The 22,763-nt window shown below is 49.2% G+C and carries 15 protein-coding genes, 16 tRNA genes, 2 rRNA genes, 1 pseudogene and 1 riboswitch; of the genes and pseudogenes, 29 read left to right on the top strand and 5 right to left on the bottom strand.

The genetic code is table 11. The features are described 5' to 3' along the window. The first annotated feature begins 215 nt into the window (after positions 1-215). From gatC to R50912_RS28435, 7 genes are all read left to right on the top strand, one after another. Positions 216-503 carry an Asp-tRNA(Asn)/Glu-tRNA(Gln) amidotransferase subunit GatC gene (gene gatC, locus R50912_RS28465; protein WP_042239693.1) on the top strand — a complete coding sequence of 96 codons (288 nt, stop codon included), beginning with the start codon at positions 216-218 and terminating at the stop codon, positions 501-503. A gap of 25 nt (positions 504-528) precedes the next feature. Then, positions 529-1,986 carry an Asp-tRNA(Asn)/Glu-tRNA(Gln) amidotransferase subunit GatA gene (gene gatA, locus R50912_RS28460; protein WP_042239691.1) on the top strand — a complete coding sequence of 486 codons (1,458 nt, stop codon included), beginning with the start codon at positions 529-531 and terminating at the stop codon, positions 1,984-1,986. Positions 1,987-2,025: 39 nt separating this feature from the next. Next, positions 2,026-3,471 carry an Asp-tRNA(Asn)/Glu-tRNA(Gln) amidotransferase subunit GatB gene (gatB, locus tag R50912_RS28455; RefSeq protein WP_042239689.1) on the top strand — a complete coding sequence of 482 codons (1,446 nt, stop codon included), beginning with the start codon at positions 2,026-2,028 and terminating at the stop codon, positions 3,469-3,471. A gap of 103 nt (positions 3,472-3,574) precedes the next feature. Continuing rightward, entirely contained in the window at positions 3,575-4,048 is a 474-nt protein-coding gene (locus R50912_RS28450; protein WP_042239687.1) for a GNAT family N-acetyltransferase, read from the top strand. A 37-nt stretch (positions 4,049-4,085) separates the two neighbouring features. Next, positions 4,086-6,011 (top strand): DUF4097 family beta strand repeat-containing protein, encoded by a 1,926-nt coding sequence (locus R50912_RS28445; protein ID WP_231637729.1) that lies wholly within the window; start codon positions 4,086-4,088, stop codon positions 6,009-6,011. A 125-nt stretch (positions 6,012-6,136) separates the two neighbouring features. Continuing rightward, the gene (locus tag R50912_RS28440; RefSeq protein ID WP_039310392.1) at positions 6,137-6,568 is read left to right on the top strand and encodes a Fur family transcriptional regulator; all 432 of its coding nucleotides are present in this window, start codon (positions 6,137-6,139) and stop codon (positions 6,566-6,568) included. Between the two features lie 179 nt (positions 6,569-6,747). Further along, on the top strand, positions 6,748-8,469 hold the full coding sequence (locus R50912_RS28435; RefSeq protein ID WP_042239685.1) for a glycosyl hydrolase family 18 protein: 1,722 nt from the start codon (positions 6,748-6,750) through the stop codon (positions 8,467-8,469). Between the two features lie 106 nt (positions 8,470-8,575). Here the strand turns inward: R50912_RS28435 and R50912_RS28430 are convergent, their stop codons facing one another. Then, positions 8,576-8,941 (bottom strand): DUF2614 family zinc ribbon-containing protein, encoded by a 366-nt coding sequence (locus tag R50912_RS28430; protein WP_039310396.1) that lies wholly within the window; start codon positions 8,939-8,941, stop codon positions 8,576-8,578. A 131-nt stretch (positions 8,942-9,072) separates the two neighbouring features. Here R50912_RS28430 and R50912_RS28425 point away from each other — a divergent pair, with 131 nt between their 5' ends. The 19 genes from R50912_RS28425 (at position 9,073) to R50912_RS28335 (ending at position 16,934) form a co-directional block, all read left to right on the top strand. Further along, positions 9,073-9,948 carry a nucleotidyltransferase-like protein gene (locus R50912_RS28425; RefSeq protein WP_042239683.1) on the top strand — a complete coding sequence of 292 codons (876 nt, stop codon included), beginning with the start codon at positions 9,073-9,075 and terminating at the stop codon, positions 9,946-9,948. Positions 9,949-10,380: 432 nt separating this feature from the next. Then, positions 10,381-11,938 (top strand): 16S ribosomal RNA (locus R50912_RS28420). A 388-nt stretch (positions 11,939-12,326) separates the two neighbouring features. Beyond that, a 23S ribosomal RNA gene (locus R50912_RS28415) occupies positions 12,327-15,255 on the top strand. The 16S and 23S rRNA genes sit together here with 16 tRNA genes alongside, the layout of an rRNA operon. 63 nt (positions 15,256-15,318) lie before the next feature. After that, a tRNA-Asn gene (locus R50912_RS28410) sits at positions 15,319-15,394 on the top strand. Positions 15,395-15,397: 3 nt separating this feature from the next. Then, positions 15,398-15,487, top strand: a tRNA-Ser gene (locus tag R50912_RS28405). 30 nt (positions 15,488-15,517) lie between these two features. Continuing rightward, a tRNA-Glu gene (locus R50912_RS28400) sits at positions 15,518-15,592 on the top strand. A 116-nt stretch (positions 15,593-15,708) separates the two neighbouring features. After that, a tRNA-Val gene (locus R50912_RS28395) sits at positions 15,709-15,784 on the top strand. A 34-nt stretch (positions 15,785-15,818) separates the two neighbouring features. After that, a tRNA-Met gene (locus R50912_RS28390) sits at positions 15,819-15,895 on the top strand. Positions 15,896-15,899: 4 nt separating this feature from the next. Further along, positions 15,900-15,977 (top strand) — tRNA-Asp (locus R50912_RS28385). A 19-nt stretch (positions 15,978-15,996) separates the two neighbouring features. Next, positions 15,997-16,072: transfer RNA gene (locus R50912_RS28380), tRNA-Phe, on the top strand. Between the two features lie 20 nt (positions 16,073-16,092). Beyond that, positions 16,093-16,168: transfer RNA gene (locus R50912_RS28375), tRNA-Thr, on the top strand. Positions 16,169-16,173: 5 nt separating this feature from the next. Next, positions 16,174-16,259, top strand: a tRNA-Tyr gene (locus tag R50912_RS28370). A 5-nt stretch (positions 16,260-16,264) separates the two neighbouring features. Beyond that, positions 16,265-16,338: transfer RNA gene (locus tag R50912_RS28365), tRNA-Trp, on the top strand. A gap of 26 nt (positions 16,339-16,364) precedes the next feature. After that, a tRNA-His gene (locus R50912_RS28360) sits at positions 16,365-16,440 on the top strand. A 49-nt stretch (positions 16,441-16,489) separates the two neighbouring features. Then, positions 16,490-16,565 (top strand) — tRNA-His (locus tag R50912_RS28355). A gap of 18 nt (positions 16,566-16,583) precedes the next feature. Next, positions 16,584-16,658: transfer RNA gene (locus R50912_RS28350), tRNA-Gln, on the top strand. Positions 16,659-16,664: 6 nt separating this feature from the next. Further along, positions 16,665-16,739 (top strand) — tRNA-Gly (locus R50912_RS28345). Between the two features lie 6 nt (positions 16,740-16,745). Next, a tRNA-Cys gene (locus R50912_RS28340) sits at positions 16,746-16,819 on the top strand. Between the two features lie 36 nt (positions 16,820-16,855). Next, a tRNA-Leu gene (locus tag R50912_RS28335) sits at positions 16,856-16,934 on the top strand. A gap of 154 nt (positions 16,935-17,088) precedes the next feature. On the opposite strand, the pseudogene R50912_RS35380 reads toward R50912_RS28335, so the two are convergent. From R50912_RS35380 to R50912_RS28325, 3 genes and pseudogenes are all read right to left on the bottom strand, one after another. Further along, positions 17,089-17,379 (bottom strand): annotated as a pseudogene (locus R50912_RS35380) (MFS transporter); the annotation flags it as partial. Further along, complete coding sequence (locus R50912_RS36525; RefSeq protein ID WP_042239677.1) at positions 17,300-17,527, bottom strand: hypothetical protein; 228 nt, start codon at positions 17,525-17,527, stop codon at positions 17,300-17,302. The gene R50912_RS36525 and the pseudogene R50912_RS35380, both read right to left, overlap by 80 nt. Positions 17,528-17,695: 168 nt before the next feature. Further along, positions 17,696-18,274: a TetR/AcrR family transcriptional regulator gene (locus R50912_RS28325; protein WP_197072998.1), complete on the bottom strand. Its 579-nt coding sequence runs from the start codon at positions 18,272-18,274 to the stop codon at positions 17,696-17,698. 156 nt (positions 18,275-18,430) lie between these two features. Between R50912_RS28325 and R50912_RS28320 the strand changes: the two genes are divergently transcribed. Further along, positions 18,431-19,390: a carotenoid biosynthesis protein gene (locus tag R50912_RS28320; protein WP_042239674.1), complete on the top strand. Its 960-nt coding sequence runs from the start codon at positions 18,431-18,433 to the stop codon at positions 19,388-19,390. Between the two features lie 123 nt (positions 19,391-19,513). Next, a protein-coding gene (locus R50912_RS28310; protein WP_156123389.1) for an IS3 family transposase occupies positions 19,514-20,658 on the top strand; the annotation gives its coding sequence in 2 pieces (ribosomal slippage) (positions 19,514-19,787 and positions 19,787-20,658; 1,146 coding nt in all). 94 nt (positions 20,659-20,752) lie between these two features. Here the strand turns inward: R50912_RS28310 and R50912_RS28305 are convergent. Beyond that, the gene (locus R50912_RS28305; RefSeq protein WP_042239669.1) at positions 20,753-21,673 is read right to left on the bottom strand and encodes an aldo/keto reductase; all 921 of its coding nucleotides are present in this window, start codon (positions 21,671-21,673) and stop codon (positions 20,753-20,755) included. A 155-nt stretch (positions 21,674-21,828) separates the two neighbouring features. On the opposite strand from R50912_RS28305, the gene R50912_RS28300 reads away from it, so the two are divergent. After that, on the top strand, positions 21,829-22,209 hold the full coding sequence (locus R50912_RS28300; RefSeq protein WP_042239667.1) for a MerR family transcriptional regulator: 381 nt from the start codon (positions 21,829-21,831) through the stop codon (positions 22,207-22,209). Positions 22,210-22,626: 417 nt separating this feature from the next. Next, positions 22,627-22,730, top strand: a riboswitch (purine riboswitch). Positions 22,731-22,763 lie beyond the last annotated feature (33 nt).

The raw sequence follows: 22,763 nt of genomic DNA, 5'->3' as shown, positions 1-22,763 counted from the left end.
AACTCCAATGTTCCCCGCGATCCCGCTATTCGGCACTCTGCTCCGCCGCACCGTCCCAGCACACCGTTCCCGCCTTATTCGCACCCACCGCCACCCGGCCTGCACCTCATATATCGCCCTCCATCGACAAGCGCATTGAATTGTAAGGCCGTCTACAATATAATTAAAAACGTTATCCGGGCGCTTTAGCCCTTTAAACAGGAGGGATATTCATTATGAGCATCACCGTCAAAGATGTGCAGCATGTGGCCAAGCTGGCCCGCCTGCAATTAAGCCCGGAAGAAGAGGCTACCTTCACCGAACAAATGAATGCTATTTTACAATATGCCGAGAAATTGAATGAGCTTGACACGGAGAATGTAGAGCCGACCACTCATGTGCTACAGGTCAGCAATGTGATGCGTGACGATGTGGTGAAGGAGAGCCTGTCCCAGGAGGCAGCACTGCTTAACGCGCCGGAAGATGAAGAAGGACATTTCAAGGTTCCCGCTGTTCTGGAATAACTAAAGCCTGAGAGGAGGAAGCAAGTTGAGCCTGTTTCAATATCGATTACCTGAAGTACATAACATGCTGCACAGTAAAGCGGTCTCGGTCAGTGAGCTGACGGAAGCGTCGCTTTCTGCCATTGCGGAGCATGACAGTAAGGTTCATGCTTTTTTGACACTGAATGAAGAGGGTGCCCGTGATCAAGCACGTGCACTAGACGACAAGATGGTTACCGGAGCCGCGCGCGGTCTGCTGTTCGGACTTCCTGCCGGAATCAAGGATAATATTGTCACCAAAGGTCTGCGCACCACCTGTGCCAGCCAGTTCCTGACCAATTTCCAGCCGGTTTACGATGCCACGGTAGTTTCCAAGCTGCGCCAGGCCGATGCGGTAACGATCGGCAAGCTGAACATGGACGAGTTCGCCATGGGCGGCTCGAATGAGAATTCCAGCTTCGGCGCTGTGCGTAATCCATGGGATTTGGAGCGTGTTCCCGGCGGTTCGAGTGGTGGTTCGGCAGCGGCGGTTGCGGCCGGAGAAGTGTTCTTCACCCTCGGCTCCGACACCGGGGGCTCGATCCGCCAGCCGGCTTCCTATTGCGGAGTGGTCGGCCTTAAGCCAACGTACGGGTTAGTGTCGCGTTACGGTCTGGTGGCATTTGCTTCCTCACTGGATCAGATTGGCCCGATTACCCGGACCGTTGAGGATTCCGCGTATGTACTGCAGGCGATTGCAGGCTATGACGCCCAGGATTCCACCTCGGCCAAGGTCAGCATTCCGGATTACCTGAGCTCGCTGACCGGCGATATCTCCGGTTTGCGTATTGCAGTGCCGAAGGAATACATCGGCGAAGGCGTAGATGCATCGGTCCGCGAATCTGTGCTGTCAGCGCTTAAAGTACTTGAAGGTCTTGGCGCCGTGTGGGAAGAAGTTTCTCTTCCGCATACTGAATATGCCGTAGCCGCTTATTATCTGCTCTCCTCTTCGGAGGCTTCCTCTAACCTGGCCCGTTTTGACGGCGTCCGCTATGGGGTTCGTGTAGACAATGGCGGAGGTTTGCTTGACCTGTACCATAACTCCCGCAGTCAAGGCTTCGGCCCTGAAGTCAAGCGGCGGATTATGCTGGGTACCTATGCACTGAGCTCCGGATATTATGATGCTTACTATTTGAAGGCACAGAAGGTCCGCACGCTGATTAAGCAGGATTTTGATGAAGTGTTCAAGAAATATGATGTCGTAATCGGTCCGACTGCGCCTACGACAGCCTTTAAGCTGGGCTCGCAGACTGAAGATCCGCTAACCATGTATCTGAATGATATCCTTACCATTCCTGTCAGTCTGGCCGGTATTCCTGCCATCAGCATCCCTTGCGGCTTCGCGGAAGGCCTGCCTGTCGGCTTGCAGATTATCGGCAAGGAGTTTGACGAGAGTACGGTACTGCGCGTTGCGCATGCCTTTGAACAACATACAGAGCATCACAAGGCCCGCCCCCAATTGTAGCTGCCAGTTTGAAGTATATGCCCACAAAACTTTTAAGGGATGAGATTATCTATGTCTAAATATGAAACGGTCATTGGGCTGGAAGTTCATGTGGAGCTTCATACCAAGTCCAAAATCTTCTGCGGGTGCTCCACAGAATTCGGCGCTCCGCCCAATACACATACCTGTCCGGTCTGTCTCGGCCACCCCGGTGTATTGCCGGTTCTTAACCGCCAGGCCGTAGAGTACGCGATGAAAGCCGCAATGGCGCTTAACTGTACGATTGGCGATGTCAGCAAATTCGACCGCAAAAACTATTTTTACCCCGATTCCCCGAAGGCCTACCAGATTTCGCAATTTGACCAGCCTATCGGCCTGAACGGCTGGATTGATATTGAAGTGAATGGAGAGACCAAACGGATCGGGATCACCCGTCTTCATCTGGAGGAAGATGCCGGTAAGCTGACTCATGTGGACGGTGGATTTGCTTCATTGGTTGACTTCAACCGGGTGGGTACTCCGCTTATTGAGATTGTCTCAGAGCCTGATCTGCGTTCGCCCGAAGAGGCGCGTGCTTATCTGGAGAAAATCCGCGCCATTATGCAGTACTGCGATGTATCCGATGTGAAGATGGAAGAGGGCTCGATGCGCTGCGATGCCAATATCAGCCTGCGGCCGGAAGGCCAGGAGGAATTCGGCATCCGGGCAGAGCTGAAGAACATGAACTCCTTCCGCGGCGTACTCCGAGGTTTGGAGTATGAGCAGTTCCGTCAAGGCGAGATTCTGGACGACGGGGGGATCGTTGTGCAGGAGACCCGCCGCTGGGATGAAGCTGGAGGCAAGACCTTGTCTATGCGCGGTAAAGAAGAAGCGCATGACTACCGTTATTTCCCGGATCCGGATCTTATCGTGCTGCATATTAGCGAGTCTTGGAAGGAACAGATCCGTGCCACCATTCCGGAGCTTCCGGATGCCCGGCAGGCCCGTTACAGTGAAGAATTTGGCCTGACTCCCTATGATGCCGGAGTGCTTACCTCATCCAAACCGCTCGCTGATTTCTTTGAGGGCAGTCTGGCCTACACCCAGGATGCCAAAGCTGTCGCTAACTGGATGATGGGAGACCTGCTGGGATATTTAAATAGCAATAATCTGGAATTATCCCAGGTGAAGATTACGCCGCAGGGGCTGGGTGAGATGATCGGCCTGATCGCAGGCGGAACCATCAGCAGCAAAATTGCCAAGACCGTCTTCAAAGAAATGCTGGAAAGCGGTAAGCTGCCGACAGTTATTGTTGAAGAGCAGGGGCTGGTCCAGATCAGTGATGAAGGGGCAATCAAAAAAATTGTCCAGGATGTGATCGCTGCTAATCCGCAATCTGTCGAAGACTACAAGGCCGGCAAGAAACAAGCGATCGGCTTCCTCGTGGGCCAGGTTATGAAAGAAAGCAAAGGAAAAGCAAACCCCGGTCTTGTTAACACACTGCTCGCTGACGTATTGAACAGCTAGGGACTGCTTTTGGGTAATAGATTGGGTAATAAGTCATAGAATCATGAGCACAGGGCTTGTCGGCAACGGCAGGCCCTCTGCAGTATATAAGGGGACTGTACGGATGGATACAATAGTGAAGCTGGATCTGCAGGATGAGATAACGCTGGATGAGCTCTGGAGTCTTCAGCATAAGGCGTACCGCCTGGAAGCGGAGATCATAGGGTTCCGTGATATTCCGCCGCTGCTGGAGACGAGAGACATGCTGAGCCGGGTTAAAGAGGACTTCTACGGCTGTCTCGACGACAATGAGGAGCTCATGGGGGCTGTTGCAGTGATGGAAGAGGCTCCCGGTAAGCTGACCGTTACACGCATGATGGTAAGTCCGGATCATTTTCGCCAAGGGGTGGCGGGCAGAATGTTAGAATTTATCTTTGCCCGTTATGGGGAAATGGAACAGTTTATCGTATCAACGGGGAAGCTGAATATTCCGGCAGTAACGCTCTACACCAAACACGGGTTTATTCCTGCAGGTGTTGAAGAGGTAGCTCCGGGTGTGGAGCTGATAGAATTTCACCGGAGCGGCAGGATTGAATGAGAAGCGGAGCAAACGTTCTGAAAGGAGGAGTGCCGAGATGAATTCAGGTCAACATGATCATGAGAATAATCCCGTGCAGGATGAAGAGAAGGAAGCTGATTTGCAGGAAGCTGAAGCTGGCGGAGAACCTAAGGCCCCTTATATCCCTCCCCGCCAAAAGCGGCGTCCCCGCAAACGCAAATTTATAGCCGGCCTGCTGGCTGCAGTTATTCCCGGCATGGGACATCTGTATCTCGGGCTGCTCCGTAAAGGAATTTCGTTTATTTTTCTTATTCTGCTGGATATTGTAGCGCTACTGTACTTCTCATCTATCGGGATGCAGATCAATGTACCGCTTCTAATTTTGCTGGCGCTCCTGATCCCGGCATTGTACTTCTATAATGTGTTCGATGTGCTCCAGTCTGCAGACCGGATATTGCGCTTCCCTGAAGAGCATGACCCTGAACTATCGGATATGAAGGATTCTGCGAAGAATGCAGGGCGCCGGGTGAGAATCAGCGAGCCGGGGGTTTCCTTTGGTCTGCTGCTGCTCTTTGGCGGGACACTGCTCTTCCTCTTCCGCCAGAAGCCGCCCTGGCTTCAAGTGTTCATTGAGAACTCCGCTGGTGCAACCGTAGCGGTTCTGCTGATGATTCTGGGCCTGCTGCTGGGTGTACGGGAGATTGCTAAGGACTCAGGCGCACGTCTGAGCAAGGAACGGCGGAGCCGGCGTGTGGGCAGATACACTGCATCCGCAGTACTGATTGCTGTCGGAGTTCTGTTGCTCGTGGATTGGCGTGAAGGAACAGATTATATGATGCTGCTGCTGAAATGGTGGCCTGTCATTCCGGTATTATGGGGAGCGGAGTATTTGTTAATTCACTTCTTTTCCCGCCGCCGCAGCCAGAATGCTACTATTGCCAGAGCCCGTATGGACCTGCGCGGACTGTTCTCGGCTATCCTGCTCTCGGCATGCGTATTTATCGTAACGGAGCAGGAGCATTATCTGCATCTGTGGAACCGGGTTAGTCTTAATTTGACTGTAGCGGCAGTTGATTATGGAGAAGCTGAAGGAAGCCGTTATGAGAAGGCTCCGCTTATTGTTCCAGTTGAACTGAATACGTCTGGAATCAACATTGATGCGATTAACGGAGATATTCTGATCCACCGGGCTCCAGTGGAGGATATTGAGATTACAGCAACAGTCTGGGTGGATCAGTTGGACGGCGTACTTGCCGAATCCATAGCGGATCAGTCTTTTGTCGATGTGACAGAAGACACGACGATCAAGATCACTCCCCAGGGGAAGGCGTACGGTGAATCCGGCAAACGCCAGCCGCGGATAGATCTGGACATTTCCCTCCCCGAGGACCGCCGGTTTGATCTGGGGGTCCGTACGATGAACGGCGGTATTACTCTGCAGAACGTGGAGGCTATTTCAGATATTTCTCTGGAGACAGGGAACGGGGAACTTATTCTGCACCGTATTTACGGCAATGTAAAAGGTAAAACCCTCAATGGAGCAGTACGCGCCAGAAACGTACAGGGGAGTGTTGAACTGACTACAAGCGGTGGTGATATGGGGGCCTGGGAGGTTAGCGGGGCTCTGAAGCTCTCATCGGCAGTTGGTAATATATCGGCAACGGATAGCGGAGATGCGCTGGATCTGTCCACGAAGAACGGCAATGTGGAGGTAGCCGGAGCCAGATCGAAGCTGCATGCCGAATCTTTGAATGGCAGAATCAACATTCGTTCGAACGACTTCGGCGGAGACTGGGATATCTACAGTGCTGTCGGAGATATCGATCTCTACTTGCCGCTTACGGGTAATTATACGGTGGAGGGCTCAAGCGGGTACGGGGATATTGTAACGGACCTGCCGGGACTTGTAATCGACAAAAAAAACCTCTCCGGCCAGAGCGGAACGGGTGAGTTCAAGCTTCGTGTGGATGGAAACAGCAATCTAAATGTGAGCAAATATTGAATTAAGTAATTTTTATTATATAATAATAAATATAATGTAAGGACTTCGTTGACAACATTGAAAGCCCGGTCTTACAATTACATTAGAGTTATTATTAAGTTGTATAATTAAAGGCGGTGGCATGGATGGGTAGTGGCGTACAGCATGCATTGGAGCAACTGAAGACAACCGGTGTCCGTATTACGCCTCAGCGTCATGCGATTCTTACGTACCTGATGGAAGCGATGAATCATCCTACGGCAGACGATATTTACCGAGCGCTTGAGCCTCAGTTTCCCAGTATGAGTGTGGCAACGGTGTATAACAATCTTAAGATGTTTATAGAAGCGGGTATGGTCCGCGAGCTGACCTACGGTGATAATTCCAGCCGTTTCGATGCCAATGTGTCTGATCATTATCATGTCATCTGCCAGGAATGCGGTAAGATTGAGGATTTCAGCTATTCTTCTCTCCATGAGGTAGAGGAGCGTGCCGAATTGGCTACAGGCTTTAAGATTCATGGATTACGTATGGAACTGTATGGTGTTTGCAAATGCTGCAACGAGAAGCAGCACTAAGATATGGAATTGCAGGCGTGTAGAATCCGAATGCGGATTGTACACGCTTTTTTCTATGGAGCTGTTACAAAAATACAAAGCTTCCAGCAGTTTGGCGCAACCAATAGGGCCGCGATGTCGTATACTTAACAGAAGTGCTATCTGATTATAAATTTATCATACTGTTTGGAGGATATATATTGGACAGAAGACAGAGACAAAGACGCGTCAAAAAGCGTGGAAGTCTTTTTCGCCGCTTATTGGGACTTGTCATTATAGCTGCCGCAGCCTTTTGGGTTGTTTATTATGTATTACCGAACCGTCAGCATCTGGATCCGGATTGGAAGGGGCTGGAGAAGCCTGTTTTTGTTAAGGGAGAGCTTACCGGATACTCAGCCTCAGGTACAGGGGACAGCCTGCTATTACCACTGCCGCTATTACAGGAATACGTAGATTCATCTATCCGTTACGAGGAAAAGAGCAAGTCTGTGATTCTGTCGACAGACAGCAGTCTTTTATATATGCAGGAGGATTCAACAGCAGCAAGTTTGAACAATGAGCCCCTGCAGCTTCGTCTTGCGCCTGAAGAGAAGGATGGGGTGACATATCTTCCGGCAGATACACTGGAGGACTTATATGGCTTTGAGGTAGACGAGGATAGCAGTACCGGTGCCGTTCTGTTAATGACTGCCGGCGAAACGGTGCCGTTAGGCAAAGTGAAGGGTAAGGAAGGCGGACGGACCAAAGCGCTCCGCAGCGGAGACTCCGTACATGCGCCAATCCTTGCTGATATGCCGCCGGGAGCCACAGTGAGAATCTGGAATTCAGACATCAAAGGCTGGCTGTATGTGCAGCTGGAGAGCGGATATACAGGCTTCGTCAAGGCGGACGATATTCTAGCAGACGGGAATAGGACAGTAGTGCAGCAGCCTGTGGCTCCTACCCGTGCCGAACGCAGCTGGAAAGGAAAGCCCGTTAATATGTTCTGGGAGGCAGTCTACGAACGCAAGCCGAATCCTGCGAAATTTGCTGATTTGCCAGGAATTAATGTGGTTAGTCCAACCTGGTTCAGCATTATCGATGTTAATGGTAATGTACGCAGCCAGGCTGACAGCGCCTATGTAGAGTGGGCTCACACCCAGGGCATGGAGGTATGGGGACTGCTCAGCAACAGCTTTGAGGCAGACCTGACTACGGAGGCACTATCCACGTATGACAGACGGATGAATACAATTGTGCAAATGCTGAAGTATGCGGATCTGTACAACCTGGACGGTATTAATATCGACTTTGAGAATGTATACACCAAGGACGGACCTAATGTAACCCAGTTCATGCGGGAACTGAAGCCCATGGCACAGAGCCGGAATCTGATTGTCTCTATTGATGTAACACCGAAATCAAACAGTGAAATGTGGTCCTTGTTCCTGGATCGCCGGGCGCTTGGAGCCGTGTCGGATTTCCTGATTGTGATGGCTTACGATGAGCATTGGGCGGCCAGTCCGGTTGCCGGTTCTGTAGCTTCCCTGCCGTGGGTGAGGAATTCTATAAGCCGGATTATTGAAGAGGATGAAGTGCCTGCCGAGAAGCTGATTCTGGGGGTGCCATTGTACACTCGTATCTGGACCGAGAAGACCGAGAAAGGTGAAAACAAAGTAAGTTCCAAGGCCGTCAGTATGAATGCGGTTCAGGAGATACTTGCCGAGAAGAAGCTGACACCGGTTCTTGATAAGGAAGCAGGACAGAATTATGTGGAATACAAAGAAGAGGGTGCTCTGCGCAAAATATGGATTGAGGATAAAGTTTCGCTGGCAGCCAGAGTCGATCTGGCGCAGTCCTTCGGCCTTGGCGGGGTAGCCTCATGGAATCGGAGCTTTGCCAATCCGGAAGCGTGGGAAGCACTCAAAGCGATTGTTGAATAATGCTTAGGGGGATTAAATATAAAACGGGTGTCGTCCAGTAGAGGACGACACCCGTTTTTGTTTGTATTCGGCAGGAGATTATTTCTGTAAAGACATATGAATTCGATTATTGCTTCAATTGCTGGACTTCAAGTTCTTCAGCGGTAATTGTGGCTTGTGCAGGGTCCATCGTGAGGATGGTGTGACAGAACATACAGCGGTCCGTTTTGCCAAGCATTTTGGTCAGCTTATGGCATTCGGGACATTCCACCTGGACAGCACTGGTTGAGAGCATGCCCGCCCAGAAGTAGATGGCCAGACTGGCCATCATGGAGATTAGACCAATGACGAGACCGATAGCAGCGACAACCTTGCCTGCAGACCCCCAGAATACAATGCCTGCGGTTCCCATAATCATAAGGCCCATACCCAGCATCGTAAGAAGCAGTCCCCATGTACGAAAAGCGTTGATTTTGGCCGATTTAAATTTCATGAGTATTATCTCCTAACTGAAATATAGTTCGGTTATCCAGGAGGAACTGACATGAATATGTAGAATATCATTTATGTAAAGAGAATTATAACTGACTGGATGCAAAATCGCCAAATTTGATGGAGGGAAGTATGGAACTGTCCAATTTGACCCTATTAAGTGGGGAGACATTTGATGAGAATGTTCTTGGAGCCGTTGCTTTGCGGCAAAGAGGCAATGATACATTTCAGAGCGCGCTGCTGCATGACTTTGATATGATGGTGCTCATGCTGCATGAGGAACAGGAGACAGAGCGAATTATAACCCACACCATTGCCGGGGACCGGCGGACGCAATCCGTGCATGTGGGTCTATCTGCTTTGGAACGCGCTGTGATGGCAGGGGACAATAATGAACTCCTTACCAGTTTAATGTCCGGTGAGGTGATCTGGGACCCTAAGGGAATATTGGCGGAGATGCGGAAGGAACTCATTCAGTTCCAAGGTCCGCTGAAAGAGCGGGTATTGTTTATGGAATTCTCCCGGTTCCTACATATGTATGTGAAGTCGAAACGTTACCTTGAAGCAGGCTGTACTATGGATGCTTATAACTGCGTGCTGATCGCTCTGTATCATTGGGCACGTATTGAAGTGAGCGAGGCCGGATATTTTCCGGAGCCCGCAGTGTGGGGACAGGTCAAAAATTTGAATTCTCCGGTTCATAAGTTATATGAAGAACTGACAGTAAGTACAGAAACGCTGGAGCAGAGAGTCGAACTGATTTTGCTGGCCTGCGAGTTTGCGTTAATGTCAAAAATGGCGGATTGTTGCGCCATGCTGCTCCATATCCTGAGCAGCCGCAAGGAGGCTTGGAGTATCAAGGAACTTCTGCAGCATTCAGGACTGAGCCAGCTCCAGGCAGAGCTACCGCTTGTTCTGCGCAAGCTTGTATCGCGTTCATTAATTAGAGAAATTACTTCTTGGGCTGTAGAGGCCGGGGACGGACATGCAATTCGGTATACCCTTTAGTTAGGTGGCTGTCCACGGACATGAATAGACCTATAATAGAAAAAGTAAGCAGGAGGATGGAGAGAGGTAGTGTACTCTCTTTTTTTATTTGTTCCTTGCTGCATGAGCGCAGATAATGAGGGGAATATTTAGGGTTGACTAGGACGCAACTTATGTGATAAATTATAACTCGTCCCTCTGACATAACGATGCGCTGCAAAGCAGTCGTAAATCAGCCAAAAAAAGAAATCAAAAAAAAGGTTGACTAAAACGAGGGCGCTGTGATATATTATAAAGGTCGCTGCTGAAACAAATAACGGCGACAAAAGATGAGACATTGATCTTTGAAAACTGAACAACGAGTGAGTGGGAGATCGCTTCGGCGAGATCCAAAAAAGAGAATGAAAATTCTCGTCAGATGTTTCAAAATGAGCAATCGCTCTTTCTAAAACCAATTTGGAGAGTTTGATCCTGGCTCAGGACGAACGCTGGCGGCATGCCTAATACATGCAAGTCGAGCGGAGTTCATTTGAAAGCTTGCTTTTAAATGAATTTAGCGGCGGACGGGTGAGTAACACGTAGGCAACCTGCCCTCAAGACTGGGATAACTACCGGAAACGGTAGCTAATACCGGATAATTTCTTTCCTCTCCTGAAGAGAGAATGAAAGGCGGAGCAATCTGCCACTTGGGGATGGGCCTGCGGCGCATTAGCTAGTTGGTGGGGTAACGGCTCACCAAGGCGACGATGCGTAGCCGACCTGAGAGGGTGAACGGCCACACTGGGACTGAGACACGGCCCAGACTCCTACGGGAGGCAGCAGTAGGGAATCTTCCGCAATGGGCGAAAGCCTGACGGAGCAATGCCGCGTGAGTGATGAAGGTTTTCGGATCGTAAAGCTCTGTTGCCAGGGAAGAACGTCCGGTAGAGTAACTGCTACCGGAGTGACGGTACCTGAGAAGAAAGCCCCGGCTAACTACGTGCCAGCAGCCGCGGTAATACGTAGGGGGCAAGCGTTGTCCGGAATTATTGGGCGTAAAGCGCGCGCAGGCGGTCATTTAAGTCTGGTGTTTAAACCTTGGGCTCAACCTGGGGTCGCACTGGAAACTGGGTGACTTGAGTACAGAAGAGGAAAGTGGAATTCCACGTGTAGCGGTGAAATGCGTAGATATGTGGAGGAACACCAGTGGCGAAGGCGACTTTCTGGGCTGTAACTGACGCTGAGGCGCGAAAGCGTGGGGAGCAAACAGGATTAGATACCCTGGTAGTCCACGCCGTAAACGATGAGTGCTAGGTGTTAGGGGTTTCGATACCCTTGGTGCCGAAGTTAACACAGTAAGCACTCCGCCTGGGGAGTACGGTCGCAAGACTGAAACTCAAAGGAATTGACGGGGACCCGCACAAGCAGTGGAGTATGTGGTTTAATTCGAAGCAACGCGAAGAACCTTACCAGGTCTTGACATCCCGATGAAAGCATTAGAGATAGTGCCCCTCTTCGGAGCATCGGAGACAGGTGGTGCATGGTTGTCGTCAGCTCGTGTCGTGAGATGTTGGGTTAAGTCCCGCAACGAGCGCAACCCTTGACTTTAGTTGCCAGCAGGTCGAGCTGGGCACTCTAGAGTGACTGCCGGTGACAAACCGGAGGAAGGTGGGGATGACGTCAAATCATCATGCCCCTTATGACCTGGGCTACACACGTACTACAATGGCCGGTACAACGGGAAGCGAAACCGCGAGGTGGAGCCAATCCCAGCAAAGCCGGTCTCAGTTCGGATTGCAGGCTGCAACTCGCCTGCATGAAGTCGGAATTGCTAGTAATCGCGGATCAGCATGCCGCGGTGAATACGTTCCCGGGTCTTGTACACACCGCCCGTCACACCACGAGAGTTTACAACACCCGAAGTCGGTGGGGTAACCCGCAAGGGAGCCAGCCGCCGAAGGTGGGGTAGATGATTGGGGTGAAGTCGTAACAAGGTAGCCGTATCGGAAGGTGCGGCTGGATCACCTCCTTTCTATGGAGAATCGTCACCTGCAACGGTGACATTCAAATCGGAAGCGTAAGCTTCCACAACGAACCTTAGGGTTCAAACACTCACTCGTTGGTCAGTTTTGAGAGCTCAAACTCTCATCTTTAAACTGTCTGAATTTTCGAACATCACAGTCGTGATTGTACCGAAATTTCAGCACCTTGATCCTTGAAAACTGGATACCGAAACGAATTTGCGTTTTAGAACATCTTTTAGCTGAAACTTGTGTAAGCAAGTTGAAATAGTTATTAGTCATGCTGAGCGATGGTTTTGGATTATGAGCGACTTTTGGCTTTAAACAGACTAGCGGACGGATTCATCCGGAAGCGCTGTTTAAAACAAGATGAGCGAATGAGCCAATACCGGAGCGATTGGTTAAGCTAATAAGAGCACACGGAGGATGCCTAGGCGCCAGGAGCCGACGAAGGACGTGGCGAACAACGAAACTGCCTCGGGGAGCTGTAAGCAAGCTTTGATCCGGGGGTGTCCGAATGGGGAAACCCAGCTGTGGTAATTCGCAGTTACTCGTATCTGAATACATAGGATACGCAGAGGCAGACCAGGGGAACTGAAACATCTAAGTACCCTGAGGAAGAGAAAACAATAGTGATTCCGTCAGTAGCGGCGAGCGAACGCGGAACAGCCTAAACCAAGGGGCTTGCCCCTTGGGGTTGTGGGACGTCTCACATGGAGTTACAAAGGAATATGGTAGGCGAAGAGGTCTGGAAAGGCCCGCGATAGAGGTAAAAGCCCTGTAGCCTAAACTGTGTTCTCTCCGAGACGGATCCCGAGTAGTGCGGGGCACGTGAAACCCCGTATGAATCCAGCAGGACCATCTGCTAAGGCTAAATACTACCTGGCGACCGATAGTGAAACAGTACCGTGAGGGAAAGGTGAAAAGCACCCCGGAAGGGGAGTGAAATAGAACCTGAAACCGTGTGCTTACAAAAAGTCAGAGCCCTATTACTGGGTGATGGCGTGCCTTTTGTAGAATGAACCGGCGAGTTACGTTTAACATGCAAGGTTAAGTCGAGAAGACGGAGCCGCAGCGAAAGCGAGTCTGAATAGGGCGAATGAGTATGTGGACGTAGACCCGAAACCGTGTGATCTACCCCTGTCCAGGGTGAAGGTGCGGTAACACGCACTGGAGGCCCGAACCCACGCATGTTGAAAAATGCGGGGATGAGGTGGGGGTAGCGGAGAAATTCCAATCGAACTCGGAGATAGCTGGTTCTCCCCGAAATAGCTTTAGGGCTAGCCTCGGTGAATGGAGTGGTGGAGGTAGAGCACTGATTGGGTGCGGGGCCCGCAAGGGTTACCAAGCTCAGTCAAACTCCGAATGCCATTAACTTCTTGCCGGGAGTCAGACAGTGAGTGCTAAGATCCATTGTCAAAAGGGAAACAGCCCAGACCATCAGCTAAGGTCCCCAAGTGTGTGTTAAGTGGGAAAGGATGTGGAGTTGCACAGACAACCAGGATGTTGGCTTAGAAGCAGCCACCATTGAAAGAGTGCGTAATAGCTCACTGGTCGAGTGACTCTGCGCCGAAAATGTAACGGGGCTAAACACACCACCGAAGCTATGGCTAGATGCTTTGCATCTGGGGTAGGGGAGCGTTGTATGTAGGTTGAAGGTGTACCGTAAGGAGCGCTGGACAGCATACAAGTGAGAATGCCGGTATGAGTAACGAAAAGATCAGTGAGAATCTGATCCGCCGAAAGCCCAAGGTTTCCTGAGGAAGGCTCGTCCGCTCAGGGTAAGTCGGGACCTAAGGCGAGGCCGAAAGGCGTAGTCGAAGGACAACAGTTTGAAATTACTGTACCACCGTAATCCGCTATGAGCGATGGGGTGACGCAGGAGGGTAGTGACGCGGACTGATGGATGTGTCCGTCTAAGCAGTGAGGCTGATGTGTAGGCAAATCCGCACATCATTAAGGCTGGGCTGTGATGGGGAGCGAAAATTGTAGTAGCGAAGGTCATGATCTCACACTGCCAAGAAAAGCCTCTAGCCAGGAGAAGGTGCCCGTACCGCAAACCGACACAGGTAGGCGAGAAGAGAATTCTAAGGCGCGCGGAAGAACTCTCGTTAAGGAACTCGGCAAAATGACCTCGTAACTTCGGGAGAAGAGGTGCCTCGGTAGGGTGAATAGCCCGAGGGGGCCGCAGTGAAAAGGCCCAAGCGACTGTTTAGCAAAAACACAGGTCTGTGCGAAGCCGCAAGGCGAAGTATACGGGCTGACGCCTGCCCGGTGCTGGAAGGTTAAGGGGAGTGGTTAGGGGCAACCCGAAGCTGTGAACCGAAGCCCCAGTAAACGGCGGCCGTAACTATAACGGTCCTAAGGTAGCGAAATTCCTTGTCAGGTAAATTCTGACCCGCACGAATGGCGTAACGACTTGGGCGCTGTCTCAACGAGAGATCCGGTGAAATTTTAATACCTGTGAAGATGCAGGTTACCCGCGACAAGACGGAAAGACCCCATGGAGCTTTACTGCAGCTTGATATTGAATTTGGGTACGATCTGTACAGGATAGGTGGGAGCCGGTGAGGCAGGAGCGCAAGCTTCTGCGGAGGCGCCGTTGGGATACCACCCTGATCGTATCTAGGTTCTAACCTGGTACCCTAAGCGGGTACGGGGACCGTGTCAGGCGGGCAGTTTGACTGGGGCGGTCGCCTCCTAAAGAGTAACGGAGGCGTTCAAAGGTTCCCTCAGAATGGTTGGAAATCATTCGCAGAGTGCAAAGGCATAAGGGAGCTTGACTGCGAGACCTACAAGTCGAGCAGGGACGAAAGTCGGACTTAGTGATCCGGTGGTACCGCATGGAAGGGCCATCGCTCAACGGATAAAAGCTACCCTGGGGATAACAGGCTTATCTCCCCCAAGAGTCCACATCGACGGGGAGGTTTGGCACCTCGATGTCGGCTCATCGCATCCTGGGGCTGAAGTAGGTCCCAAGGGTTGGGCTGTTCGCCCATTAAAGCGGTACGCGAGCTGGGTTCAGAACGTCGTGAGACAGTTCGGTCCCTATCTGTCGTGGGCGCAGGAAATTTGAGAGGAGCTGTCCTTAGTACGAGAGGACCGGGATGGACGTACCGCTGGTGCATCAGTTGTTCCGCCAGGAGCATGGCTGAGTAGCTACGTACGGACGGGATAAGCGCTGAAAGCATCTAAGCGTGAAGCCCCCCTCAAGATGAGATTTCCCAACTAGTAAGACCCCTTGAAGACGACGAGGTAGATAGGTTGGAGGTGGAAGTGCAGCAATGCATGGAGCTGACCAATACTAATCGGTCGAGGGCTTATCCAAATTTCTTAGAGCGCAGATTCGTTTCGGATTCAGTTTTCAGGCGATCAAGCTTGATATGTATATTCCCTGATAGCTCAGTTGGTAGAGCACTCGACTGTTAATCGAGTTGTCACAGGTTCGAGTCCTGTTCGGGGAGCCATTTGGAGAGGTGTCCGAGTTTGGCCGAAGGAGCACGATTGGAAATCGTGTAGGCGCCACAAGCGTCTCGAGGGTTCGAATCCCTCTCTCTCCGTAGCTTTACTTTACAAGTAGTTAACAGCATGGCTCGTTGGTCAAGGGGTTAAGACACCTCCCTTTCACGGAGGTAACATGGGTTCGAATCCCATACGAGTCACCAATTTCTTCTTCGATTAATGGGATGAGAATTCCCTGGGTTCGTTGAAGCATAGGCATCGTAAGGAATACATCGCAATCTCGTAACGGAGTGGAGAGTATCTCATACGAGTCATATATGGAGGCTTAGCTCAGCTGGGAGAGCATCTGCCTTACAAGCAGAGGGTCGGGGGTTCGAACCCCTCAGCCTCCACCATCTATCTTTTAATAGAATAGATCTTTAACATTGACGCGGGGTGGAGCAGCCCGGTAGCTCGTCGGGCTCATAACCCGAAGGCCGCAGGTTCAAATCCTGCCCCCGCAACCAATTTGGAACCGTGGTGTAGTTGGCCTAACATGCCTGCCTGTCACGCAGGAGATCGCGGGTTCGAATCCCGTCGGTTCCGCCATCTTTATGAAAAAATGTTCGGCTCGGTAGCTCAGTCGGTAGAGCAAAGGACTGAAAATCCTTGTGTCGGGGGTTCGATTCCCTCCCGCGCCACCATATTTCTTACAACTTAATACGCCGGTGTAGCTCAATTGGTAGAGCAACTGACTTGTAATCAGTAGGTTGGGGGTTCAAGTCCTCTCGCCGGCACCATCCTCGGAGGCTTAGCGAAGTGGCCAAACGCATCAGACTGTAAATCTGCTCACGTACGTGTTCGGTGGTTCGAATCCATCAGCCTCCACCATTTTTAGGGGCATAGTTTAAAGGTAGAACAACGGTCTCCAAAACCGTTGGTGTGGGTTCAATTCCTGCTGCCCCTGCCAAGTAATATCCTATAAAATTTAATATGGCGATCGTGGCGAAGTGGTTAACGCACCGGATTGTGGTTCCGGCATTCGTGGGTTCGAGACCCATCGGTCGCCCCATTTCTTTTATAAGAGTTATAAGGCATTGCAATTAAATAAGCTTCATATGGCGACTGTGGCGAAGGGGTTAACGCACCGGATTGTGGTTCCGGCATTCGTGGGTTCGAGACCCATCAGTCGCCCCATTTTATTAAATCAAATGTTGGGGATTAGCCAAGCGGTAAGGCAACGGACTTTGACTCCGTCATTCATAGGTTCGATTCCTATATCCCCAGCCATTATATGCGGACGTGGCTCAGCGGTAGAGCATCGCCTTGCCAAGGCGAGGGTCGCGGGTTCGATTCCCGTCGTCCGCTCCATTTTTTGGTGCCATAGCCAAGTGGTAAGGCAAAGCTCTGCAAAAGCTTTATCCCCAGTTCAAATCTGGGTGGCACCTCCATTTTATTTTAGAATCAATTGTAAATAATATGTATATGCCGGCGTGGCGGAATGGCAGACGCGCTCGACTCAAAATCGAGTGGGAAACCGTGGAGGTTCGAGTCCTCTCGCCGGTATCTGCTAAAAGAGTTCATCAGAGATATTCTCTGGTGGGCTCTTTTTTCTTTTTATTTGAGCTGTATTCTCTTACTCCAGTTATGCGTAGAACTATCAAGATCCAGGCAATCTTTATCAGAACCAACAAATTGATTTCTAGCCGCACCTAGACCAACGATACCTCATGCCTGCCCCCACAGCTAAGGGAACACTAATACCGGAAGCTACCGCCCCGCATAGATTCAGGGAAACAGAATATCCCACTGTCCATAGTACCCATTTGCTGCGGAAACTCCCGTTTGATCAGGCTCGGAAGTAATACATTACATAGGGGAATAGCAAACCTCAGAATTGCAGTTCCAACATACAAGGTCACTCCGCCCGATTACGACTGAACAGCAATGGTCCCACCGATGTGAGGGGAGCACGCAAATTCGCTGCGATAAAAATAATTCCTACGATCATGAACCAGAGTGTCGCTTGCTTGCGAATACCGGTTCTGGAGACGGACAGCTTCCTCAGCTTTATGACCATCCTGATTGGCAATGGCTTGATAAATCAGGTCATAGGAGTCGAGATAAAAGCCGCATCTTTGCTTCGTTTCCAAAACCATGTTCTGACCTCCAGGCTCTCGAACTTATCGGTATGCTGAATCACTTTTCTTATTACTGACCCCAAAATACTGGAGGAGCAGACATAAGTCCCATCCCCTTGCCTGGTCTTCAGCAGAAGAGCAGAGAAGCGGCCCTCAAAAATGAGCGTCCGCTTCATTTTAAATAATTTATAATTCTTCGGAATAAAATGCTTTGGATACTGCCTCTGTGGCTTTATCAATAAAAGCTGCAACTTTACTGGGGCTTTCCTTCAAACCACTACTCACCCACTTTTTTATAATGGCTATACTGCCATGAGCGGCAAACGTATACCAAGACTCAAATAATTGTGGATCAAAATATTTTAATTCCTGCTTCCATCGCTCAATGGTTAAATCGTGACTGATATAAAGGATTCTTTCTAATAATTCTTTATCGCCATGCTCTGAGAACAGAACCTCACAAATCGTTTTATTCGCTTTTATATATTTACATAATTCATAAGATAGCTTTTCAGGAGTTTTAACGTCAGAAGAATTAATCCCAAGTTGCTTAATTTCTTCGTAAAGATCATTCTCGATCGTTGAAAGAAGCTCAAACTGATTAGCATAGTGTGAATAAAAGGTGTTGCGATTAATGTTTGCTTCGCTGCAAATGTCGGTCACTGTAACTTTATTGATAGACCGTTCTGTCAAAAGCTTCAACAAGCTTTCTTTTATAACCATTTTTGTATATCTCACTCTGTGATCTGCTTTTTTGTCTGCCATAATATCCTCCCCATATAAAATAAAAAATGAACAAAACTAATGTGATTTGTATGATAACTAACATAATTCAAACGAACAGCCTGTTGTTTTACTAACATGGTGATATTATAATTTATTTGAACGTTCGATTCAAATTAAATTAAATGGAGGTAAAATATGGGAGATATAACTGTAGTCCCTGTATGGATTATTCAAGATATTATGGTATTAATTGCTGCTGTTCTAATGGTTTTCTATATCCTTGATAAGGAAGAACATCCTAAAACGGTTCTAATGCAATTTATAGGTTTTGTGTTTTTTTACGCAGCTGTTTTTGAAATTACTGCGTCATCTCTTGGGGAAGGTTTCTACGCCTATGGGCGGAGTATTTTAATGTTATTTAATATACCTATTACTGTCCCTATAATTGAGTTTCTGATCATTTATTCAACTTTGCGTGTTCTAAAGTCTGTAAATATACCGTCCTGGACTAAACCCTTTATTACGGGATTAAGCGCTATGGTGTTTGACTTTTCATTGGATCCGGTGGCCGTTAAACAGATATTTCAGACCATGGAAGGAAGCATTGCAAGATGGACGTATTATCCGCTGGCCGGTGAACCTCAAATCTATGGGGAACCTGTGATGAATTTTACAGGATGGATTTATATAGCGGGATATTGGACAGTCTTTATTCTAATTGGTGAATGGTGGCATAAAAAGAAAGGCTACAGTAAATCCGTTGGTTACATTTATCCGTTTCTGGCGGCAATTGCGTCATTGGCTTGTATGTTCTCACCTTTATCTAACTTCTTTAATTATATGGGGCCGTTCTTCGAAAGAACCTCAAATATGCAATGGGTGAATTTGATTGCACTTTCTGTAATTACAATCGGAGTTTTAGCATTAGCTTTCCTAAAGTTCTGGGACCGGAAGGTGAATTATTCAATCACTCCCAAAAAAGATTTTCCGATCATGTTTACGTTCTTGGGGTTCCCCCTGGTTAATACTATATTTTGCCTTATAGGAGGCTACACGGAAGTACTGTGGTTGGTCGTTCTAGCTCAGATAGTATTAATGTTTGCCTGGATTGGAATTTATATGATGGGTAAAAAGGCAAGCCCAATTGCGAGGTAGTTAAAAAAAACACCGCCTGGCTTTAGACGGGACTGACCCCATAACGTGAGACAAATCAAAACACCTACAAGAAAATGAAACCCTGTCGTAAGATAGGGAGATAATCTTGGAGGTGTTTTTGCGTTGGCAACGAGAGTGAGTTACCCGGTAGAAATCAAAATGAAAGCCATTGAGATGAGGTTGGCAGGAGTTCCGGTCAGAGAGGTTATGGAGGAGCTAGGGATACGGAATAACACACAGTTAAAGACATGGATGAGGTGGTATCGAAAAGGCGAAGTGCATCGTCTGGAGCAGCCCGTGGGCAAACAGTACAGCTACGGAAAAGGTCCAGAACACTCTACGGAGCTGGAAAGAGTAAAGGCGGAGAATCGTTTCTTAAAGCAGCAACTAGACGTGCTAAAAAAGTACAGGGAACTGGAAAGGAGGTGGAACCGCAAGTCGTTATTACCTGGATCGAGTCCATTCGAGAAGAAGTAACGGTGAAAGAGGCTTGCGCATGGCTTGGGATTGCAAGAGCCACATACTACCGCTGGAAAGCCGCAGTAGAAACCGAGCCTTCAGAGTCTATAGCGGAGAAGATAAGGCAGCTTTGCGTACAGCATAAATTCCGATATGGGTACCGGAAAATCACCGCACTCCTTCGGGCAGAAGAACCCATAAACCACAAACGAGTTCAACAGATTATGCAGCGTGAAGGGCTACAATGCCGTGTAAGGAGGAAGAAACGTAAGGCCCCGGGGCAGCCAGCACATCCAGCAGAAAATCTGCTGAAGCGGCAATTTCATGCAGAGGGGCATCTGCAAAAGCTCGTCACGGACATTACCTATTTACCGTTTGGAGGGAAGATGTTGTATCTCTCGAGCATTCTGGACCTATACAATGGGGAGATTGTAGCTTACAGTATAGCGGACAAGCAAGACACATCTTTAGTGTTGCATACACTGAATCAACTTCCAAAACGGGCAAATATGCTGCTTCATAGCGACCAGGGCAGTGTATATACGTCTCAGATGTACCAGACTGCAGTCAAAGGAAAAGGCATTACCATGAGCATGTCCCGCAAGGGAACGCCCGCCGATAATGCCCCCATCGAATCGTTTCATTCCACCCTAAAGTCTGAAACGTTCTACCTCGAAGATCTCATGTGTACAACGACGGCAATCGTTGAACAGACCGTTCGAGACTACATCACTTACTATAACTCAATTCGGATTCAGGCGAAACTAAATAACCAGTCACCGGTGGATTTCCGGCGACTGGCTGCTTGAACTTGCAGGGTGTTTTGATCCCTGTCTCACGAACGGGGGGCAGTCCCGACCTCTTTCGTCTAAAGCTGGCGGTGTTTTCATTTTGCCTTCTTGGTTAAGGAAGCACATTCCCTGCCGCGCGGTAGATCTCATACCATTCCTGGCGGCTGAGGGTTATATCGGAAGCTTTGGCGATATCCAGCAGACGCTTAGTGTTGGTGGTACCGACAATCGGCTGCATCTTAGCCGGATGTCTCAGTAGCCAGGCGATTGCGATGGCGGTATCTGCTACACCTTTTTCCGCAGCCAGACGGTTAATGACTTCATTCACCTCCGGGAACTTCTCATTGCCGAGGAATACGCCTTCAAAGAAACCGTATTGGAACGGGGACCAAGGCTGGATGGTCATGTCATGCAGACGGCTGTATTCCAGGATGCCTCCGTCATGGACTACAGAACCGGCGTTGGTCATGTTGACATTGAAGCCGGAGTCAATCATGCCGGTAACCATAATGCTAAGCTGAAGCTGGTTGAACAGCAGGGGCTGCTTGACGTTCTTTTTGAGCAATTCAATCTGCAGGGGATTCTGGTTACTAACGCCAAAGTGTTTAACCAAACCTCTGCTTTCCAGCTCATCGAAGGCTTCGGCTACTTCTTCAGGCTCCATCAGCGTGTCAGGGCGGTGGAGGAGAAGTACATCGACATAATCGGTCTGTAACCGCTTCAAGCTGTTCTCAACCGAAGTTACAATATGCTCTTTGGAGAAGTCGAAGAAGCCGTTGCGGATACCGCATTTGGCCTGAATCATCATACGATCCCGCATGCCGGGATTGGCGGTCAGAACGTTGCCGAACACTTCTTCAGCTTTACCCCCGGCATAAATATCAGCATGGTCGAAGAAGTCTATACCAGCCTCCAGGGCGCTGTGAATATGTATATCGGCCTCTTGTGGCGACAGATCTGCAATCCGCATACAGCCCAGGGAGATTTCAGCAACCTCAAGCGCACCATTAGCAACATTAATTCTTTTTACCATTAATTATTCACTCCTTAAATGAAGGTACAGTGTTAAGCTTAGACCTTAGAGTTAGGTGTAAGTCAATAGATTTATAGAGCGGCTTTTCATAGAAACCAAATGGTGTTACCTTAAGAGGTGAAACCGATACCAGCTGACAGAAGGGAGCTGCAATAATGGGATACAGCATCAAAACCATAGCACAAAAAAGCGGACTAAGCCAATATACGCTGCGTTACTACGAACGGGAGGGCGTATTGCCGGTTGTGGCAAGAGATGCTAACGGAAACCGGTGTTTTGACGATGAGGATCTGGAGTTAATTTCGTTAATCTGCTGTCTTAAGGATACAGGGATGGCGATTGCCGATATCAAACAATTCATTGCGCTTTCCAAAGAAGGGGTAAGTGCTTTGCCCGATCAGCGCAGACTGCTGCAGGAGCATAAAGTGCATATTGATGAGAAGATTAAATTCTTTCAGAGCTTTGCGCAAAAGGTTGATCACAAAATCGCTTATTTTGCCTCACTGGAGAATGAAGCGAAGGCTGCCAGACCCTAATCTTGAGCCGTAGGGCCGTATGATTATTGTCGCTGCAATGAAGGATTGGAAATGCTGCAGCCAGTACTTAAAACTGTAGCAAAGCCGGTATAAGAATGAGATGAATTATAAATAGAGTAAGGCCTTATACTGGGTTGAAATCCTTGCGGAGACCGGGTTCCCGGGTTATCCTTAGTTGCTTATAGAGTATATAGAAGGGCAGCAGAAAGAACGGGATATCCAGGAAAATGGAATGCAAAGACTGCTCATGTAATGTTAAGTGACATATAAATTGACTATTTCTTGACAATGCGGTTTATAATCTTGACGGGAAGCCTCTTGATGATATGATAAAGGTACTTAAGGATGCCGATTCCGGATATTACGTTATATTAATTAACATGATAATGCCGGGGCTGCTTGTTTATCAGATGGACTAATCAAATAAGCTCTTGCTCTTGTATAAGCTCAATAATTTGGTTTGAGCGTTTCGACCAGGCGACCGTAAATTGCCCCAGGCTACAGGAGGTACGTGATAGGAATTGCTTTTCACTGTGCGGAGGAATCCGTGTGAG

This window comes from Paenibacillus sp. FSL R5-0912 (assembly GCF_000758605.1).
In the GTDB taxonomy this organism is placed as follows: Bacteria; Bacillota; Bacilli; order Paenibacillales; family Paenibacillaceae; genus Paenibacillus_AQ.
Note: the sequence above shows the minus strand (reverse complement) of the source record. Positions and strands in the feature narration are given on the sequence as shown.